This is a genomic window from Mesorhizobium sp. U510, from assembly GCF_059180695.1.
In genome coordinates this window covers 2,421,340-2,443,672 of sequence record NZ_CP180532.1, presented here as the reverse complement: position 1 = coordinate 2,443,672, position 22,333 = coordinate 2,421,340, and the positions used below count along the sequence as shown (strand labels likewise).

14 protein-coding genes are annotated in these 22,333 nt (G+C 61.7%); 10 read left to right on the top strand and 4 right to left on the bottom strand.

Annotation, left to right across the window (positions count from 1 at the left end; all coding sequences use genetic code 11):
• Nucleotides 1-87: 87 nt before the first annotated feature.
• From ACLGL5_RS13565 to ACLGL5_RS13540, 6 genes are all read left to right on the top strand, one after another.
• Complete coding sequence (locus ACLGL5_RS13565; RefSeq protein ID WP_494372922.1) at nucleotides 88-10,635, top strand: beta strand repeat-containing protein; 10,548 nt, start codon at nucleotides 88-90, stop codon at nucleotides 10,633-10,635.
• Nucleotides 10,636-10,707: 72 nt separating this feature from the next.
• On the top strand, nucleotides 10,708-11,076 hold the full coding sequence (locus tag ACLGL5_RS13560; protein WP_027047245.1) for a hypothetical protein: 369 nt from the start codon (nucleotides 10,708-10,710) through the stop codon (nucleotides 11,074-11,076).
• Between the two features lie 18 nt (nucleotides 11,077-11,094).
• The gene (locus tag ACLGL5_RS13555; RefSeq protein WP_141700907.1) at nucleotides 11,095-11,301 is read left to right on the top strand and encodes a hypothetical protein; all 207 of its coding nucleotides are present in this window, start codon (nucleotides 11,095-11,097) and stop codon (nucleotides 11,299-11,301) included.
• 85 nt (nucleotides 11,302-11,386) lie between these two features.
• Complete coding sequence (locus ACLGL5_RS13550) at nucleotides 11,387-12,586, top strand: type 1 periplasmic-binding domain-containing protein (protein WP_069091282.1); 1,200 nt, start codon at nucleotides 11,387-11,389, stop codon at nucleotides 12,584-12,586.
• Nucleotides 12,587-12,649: 63 nt separating this feature from the next.
• A complete protein-coding gene (locus tag ACLGL5_RS13545) occupies nucleotides 12,650-13,327 on the top strand; it encodes a thermonuclease family protein (RefSeq protein WP_236952272.1) in 678 nt (225 codons plus the stop codon).
• Nucleotides 13,328-13,488: 161 nt separating this feature from the next.
• Nucleotides 13,489-14,241, top strand: coding sequence for a GGDEF domain-containing protein (locus tag ACLGL5_RS13540; RefSeq protein ID WP_027047246.1), 753 nt, complete (start codon nucleotides 13,489-13,491; stop codon nucleotides 14,239-14,241).
• Between the two features lie 186 nt (nucleotides 14,242-14,427).
• Here the strand turns inward: ACLGL5_RS13540 and ACLGL5_RS13535 are convergent, their stop codons facing one another.
• The 4 genes from ACLGL5_RS13535 to ACLGL5_RS13520 all read right to left on the bottom strand — a co-directional run bounded on the left by ACLGL5_RS13535 (nucleotide 14,428) and on the right by ACLGL5_RS13520 (nucleotide 18,381).
• Complete coding sequence (locus tag ACLGL5_RS13535) at nucleotides 14,428-15,471, bottom strand: CBS domain-containing anti-phage protein (protein WP_494372921.1); 1,044 nt, start codon at nucleotides 15,469-15,471, stop codon at nucleotides 14,428-14,430.
• A gap of 42 nt (nucleotides 15,472-15,513) precedes the next feature.
• Entirely contained in the window at nucleotides 15,514-16,206 is a 693-nt protein-coding gene (locus ACLGL5_RS13530) for a hypothetical protein (protein WP_245307070.1), read from the bottom strand.
• 139 nt (nucleotides 16,207-16,345) lie between these two features.
• Nucleotides 16,346-17,656, bottom strand: coding sequence for a hypothetical protein (locus ACLGL5_RS13525; protein ID WP_069091281.1), 1,311 nt, complete (start codon nucleotides 17,654-17,656; stop codon nucleotides 16,346-16,348).
• A gap of 143 nt (nucleotides 17,657-17,799) precedes the next feature.
• Complete coding sequence (locus ACLGL5_RS13520; protein ID WP_069091280.1) at nucleotides 17,800-18,381, bottom strand: recombinase family protein; 582 nt, start codon at nucleotides 18,379-18,381, stop codon at nucleotides 17,800-17,802.
• Between the two features lie 172 nt (nucleotides 18,382-18,553).
• Here ACLGL5_RS13520 and ACLGL5_RS13515 point away from each other — a divergent pair, with 172 nt between their 5' ends.
• The 4 genes from ACLGL5_RS13515 to ACLGL5_RS13500 all read left to right on the top strand — a co-directional run bounded on the left by ACLGL5_RS13515 (nucleotide 18,554) and on the right by ACLGL5_RS13500 (nucleotide 22,333).
• On the top strand, nucleotides 18,554-19,075 hold the full coding sequence (locus tag ACLGL5_RS13515; protein WP_141700906.1) for a hypothetical protein: 522 nt from the start codon (nucleotides 18,554-18,556) through the stop codon (nucleotides 19,073-19,075).
• A 93-nt stretch (nucleotides 19,076-19,168) separates the two neighbouring features.
• Nucleotides 19,169-19,390 carry a hypothetical protein gene (locus ACLGL5_RS13510; RefSeq protein WP_023732381.1) on the top strand — a complete coding sequence of 74 codons (222 nt, stop codon included), beginning with the start codon at nucleotides 19,169-19,171 and terminating at the stop codon, nucleotides 19,388-19,390.
• Nucleotides 19,391-19,472: 82 nt separating this feature from the next.
• The gene (locus tag ACLGL5_RS13505) at nucleotides 19,473-21,041 is read left to right on the top strand and encodes a type I restriction-modification system subunit M (RefSeq protein ID WP_069091278.1); all 1,569 of its coding nucleotides are present in this window, start codon (nucleotides 19,473-19,475) and stop codon (nucleotides 21,039-21,041) included.
• Nucleotides 21,038-22,333 (top strand): restriction endonuclease subunit S, encoded by a 1,296-nt coding sequence (locus ACLGL5_RS13500; RefSeq protein WP_141700905.1) that lies wholly within the window; start codon nucleotides 21,038-21,040, stop codon nucleotides 22,331-22,333. The genes ACLGL5_RS13505 and ACLGL5_RS13500 overlap by 4 nt, the downstream gene beginning before the upstream one ends.

The window sequence follows — 22,333 nt, the reverse complement described above, 5'->3', positions numbered from 1 at the left end:
ATCATAATATATGAAACAGATTGCGGGATAGTTGCAAAGTAGAAGTGGCCCATGTCTCTTTCCGGGAAATACCGAAGGGGTTTGGCTATGACCACCAGTAACGATTTGGACACCGTCTCTCATTCCTGGGACGAGCACTCTGAACATAACGGCCTGCCGTCGCAGGCGCAGGTCGCGGAGGCCAACCCGGCGCAAAAGGCGGCTCCGGCCGCCGCTGAACCGGTTCCCGTCGATGTCGGCAACGGCACGCCCGTCAAACCGGAAGCACCCGCGGAAGCCAAGGCCCCGGCGGCAGCCGCGCCGCACGAATATGTGGCCGACGCCAACCATGTGGTGAAGCTTCCGGCCAACGTCTCGATCGACAACATCAAGGTCGATGGCCATAACCTCGTGCTCGAGCAGGCGGACGGTTCGGTGATCGTCATCAAGGACGGCGCCCTCAACGTGCCGACCTTCATCATCGGCGATGTAGAAGTGCCGCGCGTTGCCTTGATCGCGGCGTTGGAAGCAAGTCATGTCGACGTCGCCTTCGGCGCCGACGGATCGATATCGGCAGGCGCCGGCGGTTCACCCTCGAGTGCCGGCGGAGACTTCTCGGTTCCCCCTGGCGGTATCGGTGACGGGTTCGGCCTGTCGGCGCTGTTGCCGCCGACGGATCTTGCGTTCGGCCAGCCGGAACATCGCGAACTGTTCCCGAGCCTGCTGCCCAACTCCACGCCGACGATCCTCGACCTGAACCCTGAGACCAGCGGCGGCGACACGATCGTGTATGAACACGGCCTGACGTCGGTTGCCGACACCAGCGAGATCAACACCGGAACCTTCGCCATTTCCTCGCCCGACGGAATCGGTTCGCTGACCGTCAACGGCCAGGTGATTTCGGGCGCCGCGCTTGCCAACAGCGCATCGGCGCCGATCAACATCACCACGCCGCTCGGCAACACGCTGACCATCAACGGCTTCGACGCCGCGACCGGCAAGGTGAGCTACAGCTACACGCTTGAGCATAGCGAGCAGCATCCGGCAGGCGCCGACAACAATTCCATCTTCGACAACATGACGGTGACGGTCACCGACACGGACGGCGACGTCTCGGCTCCCGGCACACTGTCGGTTCAGATCGTCGATGACATGCCGGTTGCGCACAATGCCGATGCCGGCGCGCTGACCGAGGACGGCGCCGCGACCACCGTCGGCGGCAACGTCACGACCGACTACAACAACACGTTCGGCGCCGATGGCCCGGCAGCAGCGAGCCCAGTGAACTGGGGCACGGCGACCGCCATGCTGAACGGTGGCGCTGTCAACCTGACCGACTACGGCACGCTGACGCAGAACGCCAACGGCACCTGGAGCTTCGTGCTGGACAACAGCAAGCCCGCGACGCAGGCGCTGGAGACCGGCGATACCATCAACGTGTCGCTCGGCTATACGCTAACCGATCACGACAGCGACGCCGACAGCAAGACCATCACCTTCGAGATCAATGGCGCCCACGACAGCTCCACCGTCACGGTCACGCCGAGCGACGACGCCAATGCCGGTGGCGCTTCCAATGTCGTTTACGAACACGGCCTGACCTCGGTTGCCGACACCAGCGAGACCGACACCGGCACGTTCAAGGTCACCGCCACCGACGGCATCAAGGACGTGACCATCGGCACCGAGACCCACACGCTGTCCGACTGGCTCGGCAAGACCATCAACACGGGTGAAGGCACGCTGACGATCACCGGCGTGACGCCGGCGGGAGCCGGCACGGAAGCCACCTTCGCCTACAGCTACACGCTCAATGCCGCGCAGGCCCACCCTGCCGGCAACGGCAACAACACGCTGCCCGACAGCGTTGCCGTCGCGGTTGACGGCATCGGCGGGACCCACGGCGACGGCACCATCAGCATCGTCATCGTCGACGACGTGCCGGTTGCGCACAATGCGAATGCCGGCGCGCTGACCGAGGACGGCGCCGCGACCACCGTCGGCGGCAACGTCACGACCGACTACAACAACACGTTCGGCGCCGATGGCCCGGCAGCAGCGAGCCCAGTGAACTGGGGCACGGCGACCGCCATGCTGAACGGTGGCGCTGTCAACCTGACCGACTACGGCACGCTGACGCAGAACGCCAACGGCACCTGGAGCTTCGTGCTGGACAACAGCAAGCCCGCGACGCAGGCGCTGGAGACCGGCGATACCATCAACGTGTCGCTCGGCTATACGCTAACCGATCACGACAGCGACGCCGACAGCAAGACCATCACCTTCGAGATCAATGGCGCCCACGACAGCTCGACCGTCACGGTCACGCCGAGCGACGACGCCAATGCCGGTGGCGCTTCCAATGTCGTTTACGAACACGGCCTGACCTCGGTTGCCGACACCAGCGAGACCGACACCGGCACGTTCAAGGTCACCGCCACCGACGGCATCAAGGACGTGACCATCGGCACCGAGACCCACACGCTGTCCGACTGGCTCGGCAAGACCATCAACACGGGTGAAGGCACGCTGACGATCACCGGCGTGACGCCGGCGGGAGCCGGCACGGAAGCCACCTTCGCCTACAGCTACACGCTCAATGCCGCGCAGGCCCACCCTGCCGGCAACGGCAACAACACGCTGCCCGACAGCGTTGCCGTCGCGGTTGACGGCATCGGCGGGACCCACGGCGACGGCACCATCAGCATCGTCATCGTCGACGACGTGCCGGTTGCGCACAATGCGAATGCCGGCGCGCTGACCGAGGACGGCGCCGCGACCACCGTCGGCGGCAACGTCACGACCGACTACAACAACACGTTCGGCGCCGATGGCCCGGCAGCAGCGAGCCCAGTGAACTGGGGCACGGCGACCGCCATGCTGAACGGTGGCGCTGTCAACCTGACCGACTACGGCACGCTGACGCAGAACGCCAACGGCACCTGGAGCTTCGTGCTGGACAACAGCAAGCCCGCGACGCAGGCGCTGGAGACCGGCGATACCATCAACGTGTCGCTCGGCTATACGCTAACCGATCACGACAGCGACGCCGACAGCAAGACCATCACCTTCGAGATCAATGGCGCCCACGACAGCTCCACCGTCACGGTCACGCCGAGCGACGACGCCAATGCCGGTGGCGCTTCCAATGTCGTTTACGAACACGGCCTGACCTCGGTTGCCGACACCAGCGAGACCGACACCGGCACGTTCAAGGTCACCGCCACCGACGGCATCAAGGACGTGACCATCGGCACCGAGACCCACACGCTGTCCGACTGGCTCGGCAAGACCATCAACACGGGTGAAGGCACGCTGACGATCACCGGCGTGACGCCGGCGGGAGCCGGCACGGAAGCCACCTTCGCCTACAGCTACACGCTCAATGCCGCGCAGGCCCACCCTGCCGGCAACGGCAACAACACGCTGCCCGACAGCGTTGCCGTCGCGGTTGACGGCATCGGCGGGACCCACGGCGACGGCACCATCAGCATCGTCATCGTCGACGACGTGCCGGTTGCGCACAATGCGAATGCCGGCGCGCTGACCGAGGACGGCGCCGCGACCACCGTCGGCGGCAACGTCACGACCGACTACAACAACACGTTCGGCGCCGATGGCCCGGCAGCAGCGAGCCCAGTGAACTGGGGCACGGCGACCGCCATGCTGAACGGTGGCGCTGTCAACCTGACCGACTACGGCACGCTGACGCAGAACGCCAACGGCACCTGGAGCTTCGTGCTGGACAACAGCAAGCCCGCGACGCAGGCGCTGGAGACCGGCGATACCATCAACGTGTCGCTCGGCTATACGCTAACCGATCACGACAGCGACGCCGACAGCAAGACCATCACCTTCGAGATCAATGGCGCCCACGACAGCTCGACCGTCACGGTCACGCCGAGCGACGACGCCAATGCCGGTGGCGCTTCCAATGTCGTTTACGAACACGGCCTGACCTCGGTTGCCGACACCAGCGAGACCGACACCGGCACGTTCAAGGTCACCGCCACCGACGGCATCAAGGACGTGACCATCGGCACCGAGACCCACACGCTGTCCGACTGGCTCGGCAAGACCATCAACACGGGTGAAGGCACGCTGACGATCACCGGCGTGACGCCGGCGGGAGCCGGCACGGAAGCCACCTTCGCCTACAGCTACACGCTCAATGCCGCGCAGGCCCACCCTGCCGGCAACGGCAACAACACGCTGCCCGACAGCGTTGCCGTCGCGGTTGACGGCATCGGCGGGACCCACGGCGACGGCACCATCAGCATCGTCATCGTCGACGACGTGCCGGTTGCGCACAATGCGAATGCCGGCGCGCTGACCGAGGACGGCGCCGCGACCACCGTCGGCGGCAACGTCACGACCGACTACAACAACACGTTCGGCGCCGATGGCCCGGCAGCAGCGAGCCCAGTGAACTGGGGCACGGCGACCGCCATGCTGAACGGTGGCGCTGTCAACCTGACCGACTACGGCACGCTGACGCAGAACGCCAACGGCACCTGGAGCTTCGTGCTGGACAACAGCAAGCCCGCGACGCAGGCGCTGGAGACCGGCGATACCATCAACGTGTCGCTCGGCTATACGCTAACCGATCACGACAGCGACGCCGACAGCAAGACCATCACCTTCGAGATCAATGGCGCCCACGACAGCTCGACCGTCACGGTCACGCCGAGCGACGACGCCAATGCCGGTGGCGCTTCCAATGTCGTTTACGAACACGGCCTGACCTCGGTTGCCGACACCAGCGAGACCGACACCGGCACGTTCAAGGTCACCGCCACCGACGGCATCAAGGACGTGACCATCGGCACCGAGACCCACACGCTGTCCGACTGGCTCGGCAAGACCATCAACACGGGTGAAGGCACGCTGACGATCACCGGCGTGACGCCGGCGGGAGCCGGCACGGAAGCCACCTTCGCCTACAGCTACACGCTCAATGCCGCGCAGGCCCACCCTGCCGGCAACGGCAACAACACGCTGCCCGACAGCGTTGCCGTCGCGGTTGACGGCATCGGCGGGACCCACGGCGACGGCACCATCAGCATCGTCATCGTCGACGACGTGCCGGTTGCGCACAATGCGAATGCCGGCGCGCTGACCGAGGACGGCGCCGCGACCACCGTCGGCGGCAACGTCACGACCGACTACAACAACACGTTCGGCGCCGATGGCCCGGCAGCAGCGAGCCCAGTGAACTGGGGCACGGCGACCGCCATGCTGAACGGTGGCGCTGTCAACCTGACCGACTACGGCACGCTGACGCAGAACGCCAACGGCACCTGGAGCTTCGTGCTGGACAACAGCAAGCCCGCGACGCAGGCGCTGGAGACCGGCGATACCATCAACGTGTCGCTCGGCTATACGCTAACCGATCACGACAGCGACGCCGACAGCAAGACCATCACATTCACGATCAACGGCACCAATGACACACCCACGATCACCGGAGACAGCACGGGTGCGGTCGTCGAAGCCGGCAATGCCGATCCCGGCACTGTGATTGCCGGCACGACCTCGACCGATCCGGGCGCACTGACGGCCGGCACGCCGACGGTGAGCGGCACGCTGACCGCACACGATCCCGACGTGGGCGCCACGGCCACCTGGAGCGGCAATGCCGCCGGCACTTATGGCAGCTTCGCCGTCAACCCGACCACGGGCGTGTGGACCTACACGCTGGACAACAGCAAGCCCGCCACCAACGCGCTGGCCGAAGGCGCCAGCGCGACCGAGACCTTCACCGTGACGGTGACGGACGACAAGGGCGCGACCTCCACCCAGAACGTGACCGTCACCATCACCGGCGCCAACGACAGCCCGGTCATCAGCTATGCGGCGGGCAATGCGGCCGGCGGCGTGACCGAAGACGGCACGCTGACCACGGGCGGCCAACTGGCCTCGGCCGATCCCGACACCGGCCACACCGCCGCCTGGAGCATCAGCCCCAACAGCCCGCAGGGCACCGGCACGGCTTACGGCACCTTCAGCGTCAACAGCAGCGGCCAGTGGACCTACACCCTCAACAACGCCAGTGCCGCCGTCCAGGCGCTGGCCCAGGGCCAGAGCGTGACCGAGACCTATACGGTGCGCGTCACCGACGACAAGGGCGCCTGGGACGACCAGCAGGTCACCGTCGTCATCAACGGCACCAATGACACACCCACGATCACTGGAGACAGCACGGGTGCGGTCGTCGAAGCCGGCAATGCCGATCCCGGCACTGTGATTGCCGGCACGACCTCGACCGATCCGGGCGCGCCGACGGCCGGCACGCCGACGGTGAGCGGCACGCTGACCGCACACGATCCCGACGTGGGCGCCACGGCCACCTGGAGCGGCAATGCCGCCGGCACTTATGGCAGCTTCGCCGTCAACCCGACCACGGGCGTGTGGACCTACACGCTGGACAACAGCAAGCCCGCCACCAACGCGCTGGCCGAAGGCGCCAGCGCGACCGAGACCTTCACCGTGACGGTGACGGACGACAAGGGCGCGACCTCCACCCAGAACGTGACCGTCACTATCACCGGCGCCAACGACAGCCCGGTCATCAGCTATGCGGCGGGCAATGCGGCCGGCGGCGTGACCGAAGACGGCACGCTGACCACGGGCGGCCAACTGGCCTCGGCCGATCCCGACACCGGCCACACCGCCGCCTGGAGCATCAGCCCCAACAGCCCGCAGGGCACCGGCACGGCTTACGGCACCTTCAGCGTCAACAGCAGCGGCCAGTGGACCTACACCCTCAACAACGCCAGTGCCGCCGTCCAGGCGCTGGCCCAGGGCCAGAGCGTGACCGAGACCTATACGGTGCGCGTCACCGACGACAAGGGCGCCTGGGACGACCAGCAGGTCACCGTCGTCATCAACGGCACCAATGACACACCCACGATCACTGGAGACAGCACGGGTGCGGTCGTCGAAGCCGGCAATGCCGATCCCGGCACTGTGATTGCCGGCACGACCTCGACCGATCCGGGCGCGCCGACGGCCGGCACGCCGACGGTGAGCGGCACGCTGACCGCACACGATCCCGACGTGGGCGCCACGGCCACCTGGAGCGGCAATGCCGCCGGCACTTATGGCAGCTTCGCCGTCAACCCGACCACGGGCGTGTGGACCTACACGCTGGACAACAGCAAGCCCGCCACCAACGCGCTGGCCGAAGGCGCCAGCGCGACCGAGACCTTCACCGTGACGGTGACGGACGACAAGGGCGCGACCTCCACCCAGAACGTGACCGTCACCATCACCGGCGCCAACGACAGCCCGGTCATCAGCTATGCGGCGGGCAATGCGGCCGGCGGCGTGACCGAAGACGGCACGCTGACCACGGGCGGCCAACTGGCCTCGGCCGATCCCGACACCGGCCACACCGCCGCCTGGAGCATCAGCCCCAACAGCCCGCAGGGCACCGGCACGGCTTACGGCACCTTCAGCGTCAACAGCAGCGGCCAGTGGACCTACACCCTCAACAACGCCAGTGCCGCCGTCCAGGCGCTGGCCCAGGGCCAGAGCGTGACCGAGACCTATACGGTGCGCGTCACCGACGACAAGGGCGCCTGGGACGACCAGCAGGTCACCGTCGTCATCAACGGCACCAATGACACACCCACGATCACTGGAGACAGCACGGGTGCGGTCGTCGAAGCCGGCAATGCCGATCCCGGCACTGTGATTGCCGGCACGACCTCGACCGATCCGGGCGCGCCGACGGCCGGCACGCCGACGGTGAGCGGCACGCTGACCGCACACGATCCCGACGTGGGCGCCACGGCCACCTGGAGCGGCAATGCCGCCGGCACTTATGGCAGCTTCGCCGTCAACCCGACCACGGGCGTGTGGACCTACACGCTGGACAACAGCAAGCCCGCCACCAACGCGCTGGCCGAAGGCGCCAGCGCGACCGAGACCTTCACCGTGACGGTGACGGACGACAAGGGCGCGACCTCCACCCAGAACGTGACCGTCACCATCACCGGCGCCAACGACAGCCCGGTCATCAGCTATGCGGCGGGCAATGCGGCCGGCGGCGTGACCGAAGACGGCACGCTGACCACGGGCGGCCAACTGGCCTCGGCCGATCCCGACACCGGCCACACCGCCGCCTGGAGCATCAGCCCCAACAGCCCGCAGGGCACCGGCACGGCTTACGGCACCTTCAGCGTCAACAGCAGCGGCCAGTGGACCTACACCCTCAACAACGCCAGTGCCGCCGTCCAGGCGCTGGCCCAGGGCCAGAGCGTGACCGAGACCTATACGGTGCGCGTCACCGACGACAAGGGCGCCTGGGACGACCAGCAGGTCACCGTCGTCATCAACGGCACCAATGACACACCCACGATCACGGTTGATACCGGCAATCCTGGTGGCGCCAACGACATGGTGTACGAAGCCGGCCTGCCCGCGGGCTCCAAGGTCGGTCCAACTACCATCGATGTCGACGGCACATTCAAGGTTTCAGATCCGGACGGCCTGAGCGATGTTGCCTCTGTCACCATCAAGGGCACGACCATCCTCATCGCCAACCTGGGCAACAACAATGTAATCAACGGTGATCACGGCACACTCACGATCACGAGTTACAATGCCGCAACCGGGGTTGCGACCTATGTCTATCACCTGACCTCTCCAACCACCGATTTGCCCAACGCAACGGAAACCGACGTCTTCGGGCTAACGGTCATCGACAAGACCGGCGCCAATGCCCAGGCAGCGATCACCATTGAGATCGTCGACGACGTTCCGACTTTAGGCCCCGTGCAGAATCAGCAGACCAACGACGATCCTTCGCAGACACCTGCGGTCGGCACGCTCCATTTTGTCGCCGGTGCCGACGGCGTTGGGTCAACCGTGGCGATCACAGCCGATACGACCGGTCTGACCTCAGGCGGCCACAACCTGGTTACAGTTCAGAACGGCAACGTCCTGACAGCCTATGCCGACAATGATGGCAGCCATAGCTTCACTCCGGGCGACACTGCGGTTTTCACCCTGACCGTGAATCCCACCGCCGGCGCGTCGGGGCAATATGTATTCGATTTGCGGGCACCGCTCGATGGCACGTTAAACCCTGTTTCGATCGGGAGCGGCAGTTCTTTCGGCGCAGGCCCAACTGCATCCATCGTTGTGGATGTGAGCAAGACGAACCACGAGCATATCGTCATGGTAACCGGCTGGGGCGCGTCTATCGATAACAAAGGCGACGTCTCATCCCCAATGTCCTCAAGCCAGGAAGCGGCGTGGCTATTGGGGGGCAACCCGGTGTTGAAGCAGGACGTCAACGTGAACGGCTCGGCATCCGGTTGGGGACTGGACAACAATAATTTCGATCAAGGGGAGTTCATGCGTTTCGACTTCGGAACGCCGAACTCTTACGCAAACTCTTACACCGATCCAGCTGGCACCAATCCCTACGCTGCACCAAATGGTATCACCATGGATAACGTCTCCTATGCGACGTTCACCTTTGGTGCGGTTGATCCAATCACCAACAAGATTGAATTCGTCGCGCATTACATCGACGGAACATCGCAAGCCTTTACTCCAGCGACCGGCGCGACGTCGGTGACCATCCAATCGCCCACCGGGTTACAGATTGCCTGGATCGATGCGTACGAGTCCTCGGGCTCGACGAAACTCAACCTGACGAGCGTCGGGGCGATTTCCACCAGTGTCGACCATACGATCCCCTTTACCCTGCAACTCACGGATGGCGATGGGGACACGACAACGACCGCCAGTTTCTCAGTCCACGTGAAAGATGGCCTGACGCCCAATCTCGCGACTCCAGTCGTGCTCGACCTCAACCACGACGGTGTCCACACGACCGATCTGACGCACTCGACGGTTTCGTTCGACTATAACGGCGACGGCGTCGCTTCGAAGACGGCCTGGGTCGACACGCATGACGGCATCCTGGCGATCGATCTCAATGGCGACGGCAGGGTGAACAACGGTTCGGAGATCGTCTTCACACAGCATGCCGCCGGTGCTCCGACCGATCTTGCCGCACTCGAGCAGCTCTATGACACGAACCATGATGGCAAGCTGACTGCCGCCGATCACGACTTTGCGCAATTTGGTGTCTGGCAGGATGCCAACGGCAACGGCGTGTCGGATCCAGGCGAGTTCAAGTCTCTGGCGGCCTTGGGCATCGTTGAGATCGGTCTTGAGAGCAACCACCAGCAGTCGGTGTCCGTCGACGGCTCGGTCGTGACCTATGGCGAAGCCGCGTTCACTACCGCCGACGGCGCGACAGGTGAGGTGGCTGACATTGGCTTCGGCAATTTCGATAACGCCAGTTCCGGGAGCACCGCGACCATCGCCGGCACTTCGGGCGCCGACACATTCAAGATCGACAATCTGAACATCAAGGATCTGGTCGCCGACTACCATGGCGGCGAGGGCGACAAGATCGACTTGAGCGCGCTGTTCGACACGGCGCCAGCCAATAGCATCAGCAACTACGTGCACTACAACAGCGCGACCAGTACTGTGAGCGTCGACACCAGCGGTTCCGGCAATGCGGCCAACTTCGTGGATGTTGCCGTTCTGCAAAACGCGCCTGCCGCCGGAACAATCAACATTCTCTACGACGACTCGAACCACGTGCAGCACACGGCCACGATTTAGCACTTATGCGTGGCCGAGCTGGCGTGCTATATATTAGCGAAGAATAAAATGGCGGTTTGGAGAGGGACTTAAATGAAGCGTTGTACAAAATTGCTGGCTTCGGCCGCGCTGCTGCTGCTGGCTGGAACGGCGAGCTTCGCCGCCGACATCATCGAAGGGCCAACAGGCGACTATTGCCGCGTCGTGGGGACGTCCAACCTGGTCCTGAACGACAACATCGTCGACCTCAAGCAGCAGGTGGTGAAGCTGATGGACGAATCGGTTGCCGTCGCCAACAGCTCGGAATGGATCAACTCATCCCGGCCTGCCTTCGTCTGGGCTTCGGAAGCCAAGGTCGCCTGCGGCATGGCCTATGGCTATCTGAAGACGAACTACAAGGACGAAGACACGCTCAACAAATGCGAGTGTTTCCACGATCGCATGGTCGAGTACATGCACTGACCGGATGAGCCGCGCCTGTTGGCCATCATGACATCAGACGGATCAATTCCATGGGCGATCGCCGCAACGATCGCCCTGTTCAGCCTTGATCTGTCTGCCGCGCAGGCCGGTGCCGATTGCGTGCGCGGCGCGTTCGTACCCGGGCCACGACAGATGAAATGCTACCGACTATCGCGCCGCCAGGCGCGTCAAGGCACCGACTCCCGGCTGTCGACGGTTGAATAACAGCAAGACGGCGCGGCAAGTCCGCCCTAACATGAGTTGAGGACCAGACCGGGAAATATCCGGCGGCAGACGGGGTGGACCAATCATGGAAGCTGTCCGACAGGGCCGCAGTCCGCAGATCTGGGCGATAGCCCTGGCGCTCGCCGTGCCGTTATCGGGCTGCCAGTCGAAAGGCGGCGTTTCCGAAGTGCTCGATCCGGCCGCGGTCGCCGCGCCTGCGGGACAGAATGGCGCCGCCAGCACCAGTCCGGCCCAGGCGAGCCAGTCGCTCGGTACCGGTTCGGCCAAGGTCACGATGCTGCTGCCCTTGTCCGCTTCCGGGACGTCGGGGGAAACCGGCAGGAAGATGCTCGACGGCGCCAAGCTGGCGATGACGGATATCGGCAATGGATTGCTGACGCTGACGATAGAGGACACGAAAGGCGACAGCGCGCAGGCCGGCAAATTGGCCGTGCAAGCCATCACGACGGGATCCAAGGTCGTCATCGGCCCGACTGAACTGCCGGCAGCCCAGCATATTGCCACGCTGTCCGGCTCGACGCGCCCTCCCGTTCTGGCGCTTGCCGACAATTTCGCCGGCAGCGCCGGGGTTTATGCCGTGCGTCTCAGCGAAGGCGACAGCGCCGCGGCGGGTGCAGCGGGGCTCGCCGCGAAAGGCCGCAAGAAGTTCGTGTTGCTTGTCGCGGAAGGCTCGAACGCCAGCGCCGTGGAGAAGCGGGTGGCGAACGGCCTCAGCATCTATGGCGCGACGCTCGCGGTCACCTTGCCCTATGCGGCCGGCGACGGGGGCACCAAGGCTGTCGACCAGATGGGCTCACTCGTCGACGCTCCCGACGCGGTCATTGTTGCCAGCGGCGATGCCAGCCCCGCGCCCGTCCTTGCCGCCCTCAAATCAAAGGGCATTCCGGGGAAAGCGGTTTCAGTCGTCGGAACCGACCGTTGGCTGGAGCGCCCGATGGATCCGCTGTTCGAGGGGGCATACATCGCCACGCTCGATCCAGGCGAAACCGGACCGATCGCCGACCGCTTCAGGACGACATACAACTACCCTGCCGACGTCAATGTGGCCTATGCCTATGATATGGTTGCCCTGACGGCAGGGATCGCCAGCGCGGTCGGACCCGACGGCTTCAGCAAACAGACCCTCGAAAACCCGAACGGGTTTCGCGGATCGACAGGTCTGTTCCGTTTTCGCGCTGACGGTTCCAGCCAAAGATCGATGCCATTCTATCGGATAGAAAAGGGTGCGCTCAAACTGGTTGCCAAATCGACGTCGGGTTTCTGACCGGCCGCCGGCGGGTCATCGCGCGAACGCCGCGCCGGCCTGATGGGTTGGCATGCCCGCCTGGTGATCGCGATCGGGGGCCTCGAGCTCGTGCTCGGAATTGTCCTGATCATGCGGGCCGGAGCCTTGCTTTCTCTCGACCGGCCCGTCCCTGCGCCATCCCTGGAAATTGCCGGCAAGCAAGCACCCCCGGCAGCCGCGGCCATTCCCGACCGACAGTTGCGGGAACCGGCGCGGCGGATTGCCGAGAGCCTTGTCGCCCCGCCACCGGTCGACCTGTCGGAAATCGAGCGGGTCGAAGCCCGGCCGCCGCTCGGCGAACTCGGCCTAGCAATCCGCCCCAAAACGCCCATGCCGCAAAACTGGCGCGAAACCCTGCTCTACCGTCCGATTGCAACGTCGTCGGCGACTTTCGAATCGATGGGATGGAAACTGGCGATCAGCGGAGCTCTGGACATCGGCGTGGACCAGACCTGTTCGTTTCGCGACGAGGTCTGGCCCTGCGGCCAGCGGGCCCGCGCGGCCTTCAATGCCTGGCTGCGGGGGCGCGCGCTGAACTGTTTCCTGCCGCCGGAAACCGAGCGCTTTGCCATCGCAGCATCATGCCGGCTGGGCAAGCAGGATGTCGGCGCCTGGCTGGTGTCCAATGGCTGGGCGACGGCGCTGCCGGGCGGTATCTATGGCAAGGCGGAAGCAGTTGCCAGGAATGCCGGGATGGGCATCTTCGGACCGCCGCAATAGGCAGCAGTTGATCGTCAAAACGCAGGGTTTTTCGCAAACCGGCTTCGTCCCAGTTATGGAAAAACACCATTCGGCCTTTTTCCATCAAATTGTACAGTTCGGCGAAACCGAAATTACGGCAGGCAGGCCTTATACCAGCAGACCTGACAGGAGATCGGCCGATGACGAGACCAATGGCGACCACCACTGCCCGGCCCTGGAAGCAGGTCGCGTGGCTGACATTGCTCGGAACCGCCGGGAGCCTCGGCCTTTCCCTTGGCCTCAACTACCTGCTCCTGTTCAGCGACGCGCTGACGCCGTTCGCCCGCAGCATGATCACCGCGGGACTGCTGCCGGTGATCATCGGCCTGCCGCTTTTCGCGCTGGTCGGCTGGAATCGGGTCGAAATCCACCGCTATCGGCAGGAACTCAACAGATCCGGGACGTATGACAGGCTGACGGGCTGCCTGAACGGGCCGGTCTTTACGTCGATGGTCGAGCGACGGGCAGCCAGGCGATCGGGGCCAGGACCGCGCTCGGGCGCCTTCCTGATCATCCATCCCGAACATCTACGGTCCATCAACATGCGCTTCGGCCTTGAATGGGGCGACGAGGCCTTGCGGCTCATCGTCTCGACCATCCAGTCGTCGGTGCGCGAGGAGGACCTGATCGGACGCATCGGGGCCTCGATGTTCGGAGTTTTCCTCTCGGGCGCCACCGAAGCGGAGGCCAAGGAGATCGGCGAGCGTATCCGCACGCGCATCGCGCAAGTCTACTTCGCGCCAAAAGGCACCGAGGATGTCCTCACCATCAAGGTTGGCGGTGTGATGCTGGAGAGCGAAATGGAGTTCTCGGACATGTTCCGGTCCGCCGAACAGCACCTGTCCGACGCCCAGGATGACGCCGGGTTTGAACTGACGCACCTCCACAGCTGACAGCAGCCGGCGGCGCCAAAGAGGGTCAATTCAGGAACCAGGGAAATCTGGTGCTGCGAGAGAGGATTGAACTCGCCCATCTCGACAGTAACTATCTGTTTTATCTTGCTAAATTCGCTTCGCCAACGCGATCTGTGTACCACCCCTGTGTCCAGCAAGCAAGATCATCTGATCGCGCTGGTACGCCTATACGCCTCTTATTGACTGAAGCTGCTTAAGGAAGCCCGTGAATTTTCGAAGGGTGTCCAAATCTGCCGGAGTGATCCCATCCGGATCGAAATGAGTGACATCGTTTCTGATCTTCCTTACTTTATCTAGGTCGCCACAGAATAGACCTCTGTCAATCTGAAGCCCAAGCGAAGACCACCTCTCAGGATGCTCCAGAAGTCTAATGTATTCTCCGAAAGTAAGATCGGAAACGCCGTTTATTTCCCTCGACTTCGATCCTGGCTCTCGAATAGAAAGAAGCTGCTTTATCGAGAAACTCTCGCTTATGATGTTACGAACCATGTTCTCGATTTCGCTTAGCAGCAAGAATGGCTCAGTCAACAAAAGAAACTGTAAGCTAAGATCTGTAGCTGTTATAATTCCAGTTATTCTATTTCCGTCTCCCCTGACCAAGACATAATCATACTGAACTATAAGTCCGATTGCATCAAATATTGATGATGTAGACCCGACTTCGCAGGCTATCTCCATATGATGCCGAACTTCTTGGCCGCCGTAACCAAGTGCCAACCGCGCTCCTATAGACTTCCAGCTTACGATGCCCTTCAATTCGCGCTCACTTGTCATCACTGGCAGCTGTGAGAAGTCGCGCGAAAGCATAACCGTGACAGCCTCGGAAAGGGGCGCGCCTGGATTGATAGAGACAACCCCGCCGTTCGCCGCTGCTAACTTGCTTATTCTATAGGTGGGGTCACGACGGACCCAATTCGCTTGCTCCTCCACCGGATGATTTGGATCGTCATTAGATGCTTGCGGCTCAGATTCATGCTCAACGGCGGCCTCACTCGCCAGTTGAAACTCGATCAGAGCATCAAGCCAACAAGATTCAAAATCAGGAACTGTGTTGATACCAACTCGAGCCAGCTCGCGTCGAATTTGACTAACGACCCACCCTCCGCGACGCTGAGCCCCAAACCAACCTAGAAACGTCCGGGCAGTGATTGGCGCAACGGTGCGCCCAGCTTTGAGATCCTCGACGATCGCCGCGAGTTCCTGCTTCATCAAATCAATCCTTGGACCGCCTGGAGAAGTAACAATCCGGTATTACAGAAAGAGTTCGCGCCTTTCAAACCTTTGCGCTGCCAGCTCTGCTGCGCCCTCCAAGTCTTTTCCAATGTGCCGAAGCACTTGCCCTCGGGACCTTGGGAAGACGTGCAGTTCCTTCGCGCTCGCTCCATCTCCCCACCGCTTGTGTGTTCCAGAGGCCATGCGGTGGACGAGTTTGGCAGCTTGGACGCGCTTGAACTCCGACTTGGACTCGCGCTGAGGATCGCTTTGGATCGCGAGTTCGATCGTTAGCCACACAGCAACCACCTGTCGGGGTTCCACGGCGGCCTTGCGCAGCCTCGCCCAGGCGGCTTTGGCCCGAGCTTCAGGAGACAGCCCGCGAAGCCTGAACGCCTCTATGTGCGGCCCTGCGGCCCGGTAGAGCGTCTCCACGCGATCGATAGCGTTGCGCACCCATTGGTCGTCGGCGTTCAACTCCAACCACGCCACCGCCGTCTTGCGATATGGTGTGAGTTCCTTGGCGGTGTAGGAGCGTTTGTACGCGCTGCCGTGACGGGCAAGGTGGTCCGAGTGCATTCGACAGAACCGAGTGTCCAGACCGTCGTCTGTGCCCGCACGGGCAGGCTTCGTGCAGCCCACGACTCGGCAGTGCCGGAACATATGGCTTGGCTCGGCAGCGCGGGCTTTGACCTCGTTCTTCCGCTCGCGCTTCTTGGCCCAGTTCGTCAATCTCGAGTCCCTCTTAGGTGTTCCGTGGGTTTCCCATTAAGGGTACCAAGCAGTGGGTGAAGGAGCTACCTGATCAGGGTAGAGGTAGCTGAGCATGTATCTGAGGGTTGAGACTCCGTACAGGAAGGAAGTCCCCTCTCTAGCCTTCAACCGTAACAGTGCCTTGAACATGGGCATGAGCATTGAACACGCACAGCATGACCTCCTCAGTGATCGACATCTTTGAAGCTGGTACCATCACCGCGTCATGGATCGGCAGGGCGACAACGCCTTTGGCTCGGAGGTCAAGGAGAACGTCGACAAGGATGCTGCTCTCGATGAATTGAGCGTCGTGGCCAAGACCCTTGTGGAATTGATCCTTGATCAGCGGGTGCTTCGCTTCGATGGCGTCGACCACCTCTCCGATCCTGTCGGTCTTGCGAAAGAGCTGCCTAGTACCCTTGGGGAACCGGTCTAGCCGCGCCTCAGCGAATATCATGGCACTCATCACCTTTTTGATGCCGTCCCGCTGCTGACCGTAGCCGTGCATCCAATAGAGGTCGTCGGTGGCCGGGAAATGGCCTGTCATGCCGTAGAGAATGCGAGCGCCCACCTGACCATAGTCCAACTCCACGGCCTTCTCTCCGGCGATCCTGAGCCCTTGCCGTCGCTCGTGCTTCCGCAGTTGCTGCCAGAAGCCTCCGAACATTCTACCGCCACTGTCGAACCGGGCTCGGGCGAAGATACGACGCAATCGCCTGTCGCGGATGTCGAAAGCCGTGTGCGGCTCAGGAATACGGAGCGGATCGTAGCGTAGGTCTGCCGACGCCAGCCATTGATTGATCTCATCAAGCTCCTGGCGATAACGGTTCGTGGCGGGTGTGTCGTCGTATTGCTCCAATCCGCCTTCGTCCCAGTAGTCGTCTCGGTCCTTCGTCCGCTTGAGGATGATTGTCTCGCCATGCGAATGTTCGTCGAGATCATCGGCATCGATGTCGGCATCGCGCATCCGAGCCAGTAAGGTTGGCCCCGGGCGAATTACCGTCGATTTGGAAGCACCCGGTATCGGAGCGGCCTTGTCCTGCTGGACGTATCCCAGTTCGGGCTTGGCCAAGAGGTCGATGATGCGCGGAAATACCTTGCTGTAGGCCCGTGGCCGATACCGGCTCCTTGTTCCCAAGACCCGATTGGACCGGGTGACATAGATGTCGAGCGGATATTCGATGATATGATGGTGCATCAGGTCGGACAGGACCGCGTCCACCGTCAGATCGAACGTCTGCTGGTCAACGTCGCGGCGCTTGTTCTTCCCCAGTCCGAAGCGCTCCTCGTAGTTCAGCAGCAGCGCGATGGCTTCCGCGACGATCCCCCTGGCGTTGTCGGATGCGGCGAACCGATAGGCGTTGAAGGGGCGATCTCGTTCTTCATCCTCATCATCAGGCGTTGCGAGAAGCGGCGCGATCTGGTCCAACTGCAATCTTCCAATTCATCAAAATAGCCACCCCGCTCCCAAGGCCACACAGAGAGCCATAGGCGGGCAAGACTGGACGGGGCGGCTGAGAGACTGGGCTGCATCTCGTGACTCTGTATGGCACCCATACGTTCGCCTATGACTCACGGCAGAGGAGACGGGCTGATGCCGGCAGCCTCCAGCGCCCGATACACCGAACCCCTGCCAATGCCAACAGCCTTGGCGACTTGCGACACCGTCTTTCCCTGCTGGAACAGCGTCACGGCGTCACCGGCCTTGGCTCGTGCCGTAGGCTTGCGGCCTTTGTATTTCTGCTCCGCCTTGGCTTTAGCGATGCCTTCCTTCTGCCGCTCCTTCATTAGATCGCGCTCGAACTCCGCGAAGGCGGCGAACATATTGAGCATCAGTCGGCCATAGGCGCCCGTCGTGTCCACCGTCTCGTTTCCGAACTGAAGCACCTTCAGCCCTATGCCCCGACCATGAAGGTCGTCGACAATCTCGCCAAGCGTCCGCGTGTTGCGGGCAAGGCGATCAATCTTAGTGATCACCAGCGTATCGCCCTTACGCAGGTGCTTGAGGGCGCGCTCCAGCTCCTTCCGGTCACCGAGAGCCGATACCTGTTCTGAGAAGACCTCCTCACAACCGGCAGCCTGGAGATCACGCACCTGAGCCTCCAGCCCTGCCACCTGTTCTTCCGTCGATGTTCTTGCGTAACCAAACTGCATACCAAGCCTCCTATGTCCAATAGCATCTAGGCTTGTGAGTCAGTGGCGTCCAAAAGTCAACACCCATTCTTCTGGACATGGAAGGAGGTTCGTAGTCGGACGTCCGATGGACCCTGCCCATATGGACAAGTCGCTCGCAAGACGCGTACGTGAGCCTGCGGAGGGCAGGTCTATGCCGGTCATCAACGATTTAGGACAGCTTCGAGCGGATTTGGAGCGGCGAGCCTCCACGTTTGCCGCACGTGCGCTAGAACTCTTTTCAGGTGAGATCGGCAATCTCGACCAACAAATGAAGCTCCTACAGCAGTTTCGTTCCCAAAGCTACGAACTGCTCAATCAGTTGCAGCATGAGTTCCTCATCATCCGCGCGCTTGATTGGTTGAAAGAGCGGCCCGCGTATGGCCGTGTGACGCAATGGACTTGGCATCCCACATCCACGGGAACGGCGATAGAGCCTGACCTGCTTGGATGCCGAGGAGAGGTCGCGCTTATTTCGGCGGAGATAACGACCTCGGCCAACCCCGATGGAGTCATCGACCAGAGGATGAGGCGAACGCTGCACAAGTTGGCAAACATGCCGGGAGAGCGATTCTATTTCGTGGCATCTGCGACCATGGCCGCGAGAGCAACGACGAAGGTCGGCAAGGCAAATTATCCAATAACGGTTGTCAACTTAAACTCCGACATGGCCTAGAGGCAAAGGCGGGGGTACGGGGGGAACTGTCAGGCAGCCGATTATTCGATCGGGCAGACGGATTTTTTGGTGAAATATTTATGAAAGGTTCACATGCGCATTTATGCGGTCACAAACGGCGTCGAGAAGGAAGCCTACCGGCTGTCCGGAACTCACTACAAATGTTTCCCGCGCAGCGATAATGAGGTCACGAACGCGAGGGAGTTTGCCACGATCGAGGAGGCTGCGATCTTCATGATCAGCAACCCTGGCTGGGGTATTCGAATGAACCCCGGTTCGGCGATCATCTACAACGGCATCCAAATCGAGCTGTAAGCGCCACGATCTTATCGCTCAGGTTGCCATTTTTTACCATTGCGCTGTATTGCTGGGCGAGAACCGAGGGGGAGTGCATCCGATGGCGATTGATCTGGCTGAGATCGAGAAGCGTCTTTGGAGCGTGGCGGATCAGCTTCGCGCCAATTCCGGGCTCAAGCCGTCCGAATATTCCCGACCGGTCCTCGGACTGCTCTTCCTCCGTTATGCGGAAAGCAGGTTCGCTGCGGTCGAGAAGGAATTGCAGCCGCGCGAAGGCAGCCGCCTCGGGCCGCCCGGACCTGATGCCTACAAGGCCCGCAACGTCATCTATCTGTCGCCCGAGTCCCGCTTCTCGCATCTCCTGCAGTTGCCCGATGGGTCGAACCTTGGACGAGCCCTCAATCATGCAATGGAAGATATCGAGAAGAACAATCCCGATCTGGCCGATGCGCTTCCGAAGAACTATGGGGCGGTCGGCGATGACATCCTGCGCGAACTGATAAAGCTTCTTGCCCCGGTCGAGATCGCAGGCGACGCCTTCGGCAAGGTGTACGAATATTTCATGGGCTCGTTCGCCTTGCAGGAAATGCAGAAGGGTGGCGAGTACTACACGCCATCGAGCATCGTCCGGCTGATCGTCGAGATCATCGAGCCCTATCGCGGGCGCATCCTCGATCCTGCCTGCGGCTCGGGCGGCATGTTCGTACATTCGGCGGATTTCGTCCGCGCGCATCAGAATGCTCCTGAGAAAGAGCTTTCGATCTACGGCATCGAGAAGGTCAGCGAAACGCTGCGCCTTGCGAAGATGAACCTTGCCGTGCATGGACTGGGTGGCACGATCATGGACGCCAACGCCTACTATGACGAGCCTTTCGCCGAACTCGGCAGCGTTGTTGGCAAATTCGATTTCGTCATGGCCAATCCGCCCTTCAACGTTACCGGCGTCGACAAGGAGAGAGAAGCGGTCGCCAAGCGCCCTGACCGCTTCCCCTTCGGTCTACCAAGGCCGGACAATGGCAACTATCTCTGGATCGAATTGTTCTGGTCGGCGCTGAACGACACTGGCCGCGCAGGTTTCGTCATGGCCAATTCGGCGGCGGACGCACGGGGGTCGGAAGCCGAGATCAGGCAAAAGCTCGTCGAAACCGGCGGCATAGATGTCATCGTCTCGGTCGGACCCAACTTCTTCTACACGGTGACTCTGCCCTGCACCCTTTGGTTCTTCGACAAGGCGAAGCGCAAGAGCCATAGGGCGGGCCAAGTGCTGTTCATCGACGCTCGCCATACGTTCCACCAGATCGACCGGGCGCACCGCGACTTTACTGACGCTCAGATCGAGTTCCTGGCCAATATCGTGCGAATGTGGCGCGGCGAGGAAATCGAGGCGAATTGGGGGAGCCAGGACCTACTGGCAATGAACGGCCTAGACGGAGGCTATTCGGACGTGCTGGGCCTTTGCAAGGCGGCCACACGCGCCGAGATCGAAGCGCAGGGCTGGAGCCTCAATCCGGGCCGATATGTCGGAGCAAAGGCTGGCGTGGCTGACGATCTCGATTTCGCCGAGCGGCTGGAGGAATTGCAGGAGGAGTTCGAGCGACTGACGGCAGAAGCGAGAGCACTGGAGAACATCATTGGAACAAATGTAGCGCTTTTGGTTGCAGGCTCATGACCGGTCGTTCTATCGCATGGCCAATCGTTCCAACGGTGGAGATTGCCGCGCAAGAGAAGGGTGCAATCGTTTCTGGCCCTTTCGGTTCGGCAATTAGCAGCAAATACTTCGAGGATGTCGGGACTCCGGTTATCAGAGGGAACAATCTCACCCTTGGCGTCACGCGTTTTGTCGACAACGGATTTGTCTTTCTCGGCGATCAGAAGACCCATCAGTTTAGGAACATGAAAGCGGTCGCTGGTGACATCATTTTTACAGCCGCAGGAACCCTTGGGCAGGTAGGGATAATCCCAGAAGACAGTCGTTTTCCATTCTACATCATCTCGAACAAGCAACTTCGCCTGCGTGTTGATCGAAAGAAGGTTGATCCAATATACGCGTATTATTGGTATAGTTCTCCGGAGATTAGGCAACAGATAATTGCTTCCAACAGGGGGTCGTCCGTCCCCCTCATTACTCTTCAAGTTCTTCGTTCACTACCGATTGCAATTCCTGCTTTAGACATCCAATGCCGCATCGCTGCAATCCTTTCCGCCTATGACGACCTAATCGAGAACAACAAACGTCGGATCGCGATCCTGGAGGAGAAGGCGCGGCGCATCTACGAGGAATGGTTCGTTCATTTCCGCGCCCCCGGCTGCGAAGGACTGCCGCTCGTCGACAGCCCGCTTGGACCGATCCCCGTCGGTTGGGCAGCGACAGTAAGTGTCATCGCAGACTACATCAACCGAGGCATAGCACCCAGATACGACGAAACCTCCCAAACGGTCGTCATCAATCAAAAGTGTATACGCGAAGGGCGTTTATCTCTGGAGCCTGCTCGACCACAGAGTAAGCCGGTCCCTGCAGAGAAGCTGGCACGACATCTTGATGTGCTAATCAATTCAACAGGCGTAGGAACACTTGGGCGCGTTGCACAGGCATTCCGGCCACCCAGCGGCTGTACGGTAGACAGTCACGTCACTATCGCGAGGCCAAGGTTAGAAGTCGATCCGCATTTCTTTGGTCTGACACTCATGCGCCTCCAGTCCAAATTCGAGGCGGCTGGCGTAGGATCAACTGGTCAGACAGAATTGTCGCGCGATCGCATCCGCGCCGAAACGGTTGTGAACCCGCCACATTCGCTTCAGCGGGCTTTCGGCGAGAAGATTGAGCCGATGCGCGAGTTGGCTCAACTACTCAGTTTGCAAAACGGCAACCTTCGCGCCCAACGCGACTTTCTGCTGCCCAAGCTGATTTCGGGCGAGTTCGATGTCTCAGCGGCGGAACAGCTTCTGGAGGCGGCGGAGTGA

Excerpts from the sequence above, each read along its gene's own strand:
- ACLGL5_RS13565 (WP_494372922.1), top strand. The coding sequence starts at position 88 with ATGACCACCAGTAACGATTTGGACACCGTCTCTCATTCCTGGGACGAG.
- ACLGL5_RS13560 (WP_027047245.1), top strand. The coding sequence starts at position 10,708 with ATGAAGCGTTGTACAAAATTGCTGGCTTCGGCCGCGCTGCTGCTGCTG.
- ACLGL5_RS13550 (WP_069091282.1), top strand. The coding sequence starts at position 11,387 with ATGGAAGCTGTCCGACAGGGCCGCAGTCCGCAGATCTGGGCGATAGCC.
- ACLGL5_RS13540 (WP_027047246.1), top strand. The coding sequence starts at position 13,489 with ATGACGAGACCAATGGCGACCACCACTGCCCGGCCCTGGAAGCAGGTC.
- ACLGL5_RS13535 (WP_494372921.1), bottom strand. The coding sequence starts at position 15,471 with ATGAAGCAGGAACTCGCGGCGATCGTCGAGGATCTCAAAGCTGGGCGC.
- ACLGL5_RS13520 (WP_069091280.1), bottom strand. The coding sequence starts at position 18,381 with ATGCAGTTTGGTTACGCAAGAACATCGACGGAAGAACAGGTGGCAGGG.
- ACLGL5_RS13515 (WP_141700906.1), top strand. The coding sequence starts at position 18,554 with ATGCCGGTCATCAACGATTTAGGACAGCTTCGAGCGGATTTGGAGCGG.
- ACLGL5_RS13510 (WP_023732381.1), top strand. The coding sequence starts at position 19,169 with ATGCGCATTTATGCGGTCACAAACGGCGTCGAGAAGGAAGCCTACCGG.
- ACLGL5_RS13505 (WP_069091278.1), top strand. The coding sequence starts at position 19,473 with ATGGCGATTGATCTGGCTGAGATCGAGAAGCGTCTTTGGAGCGTGGCG.
- ACLGL5_RS13500 (WP_141700905.1), top strand. The coding sequence starts at position 21,038 with ATGACCGGTCGTTCTATCGCATGGCCAATCGTTCCAACGGTGGAGATT.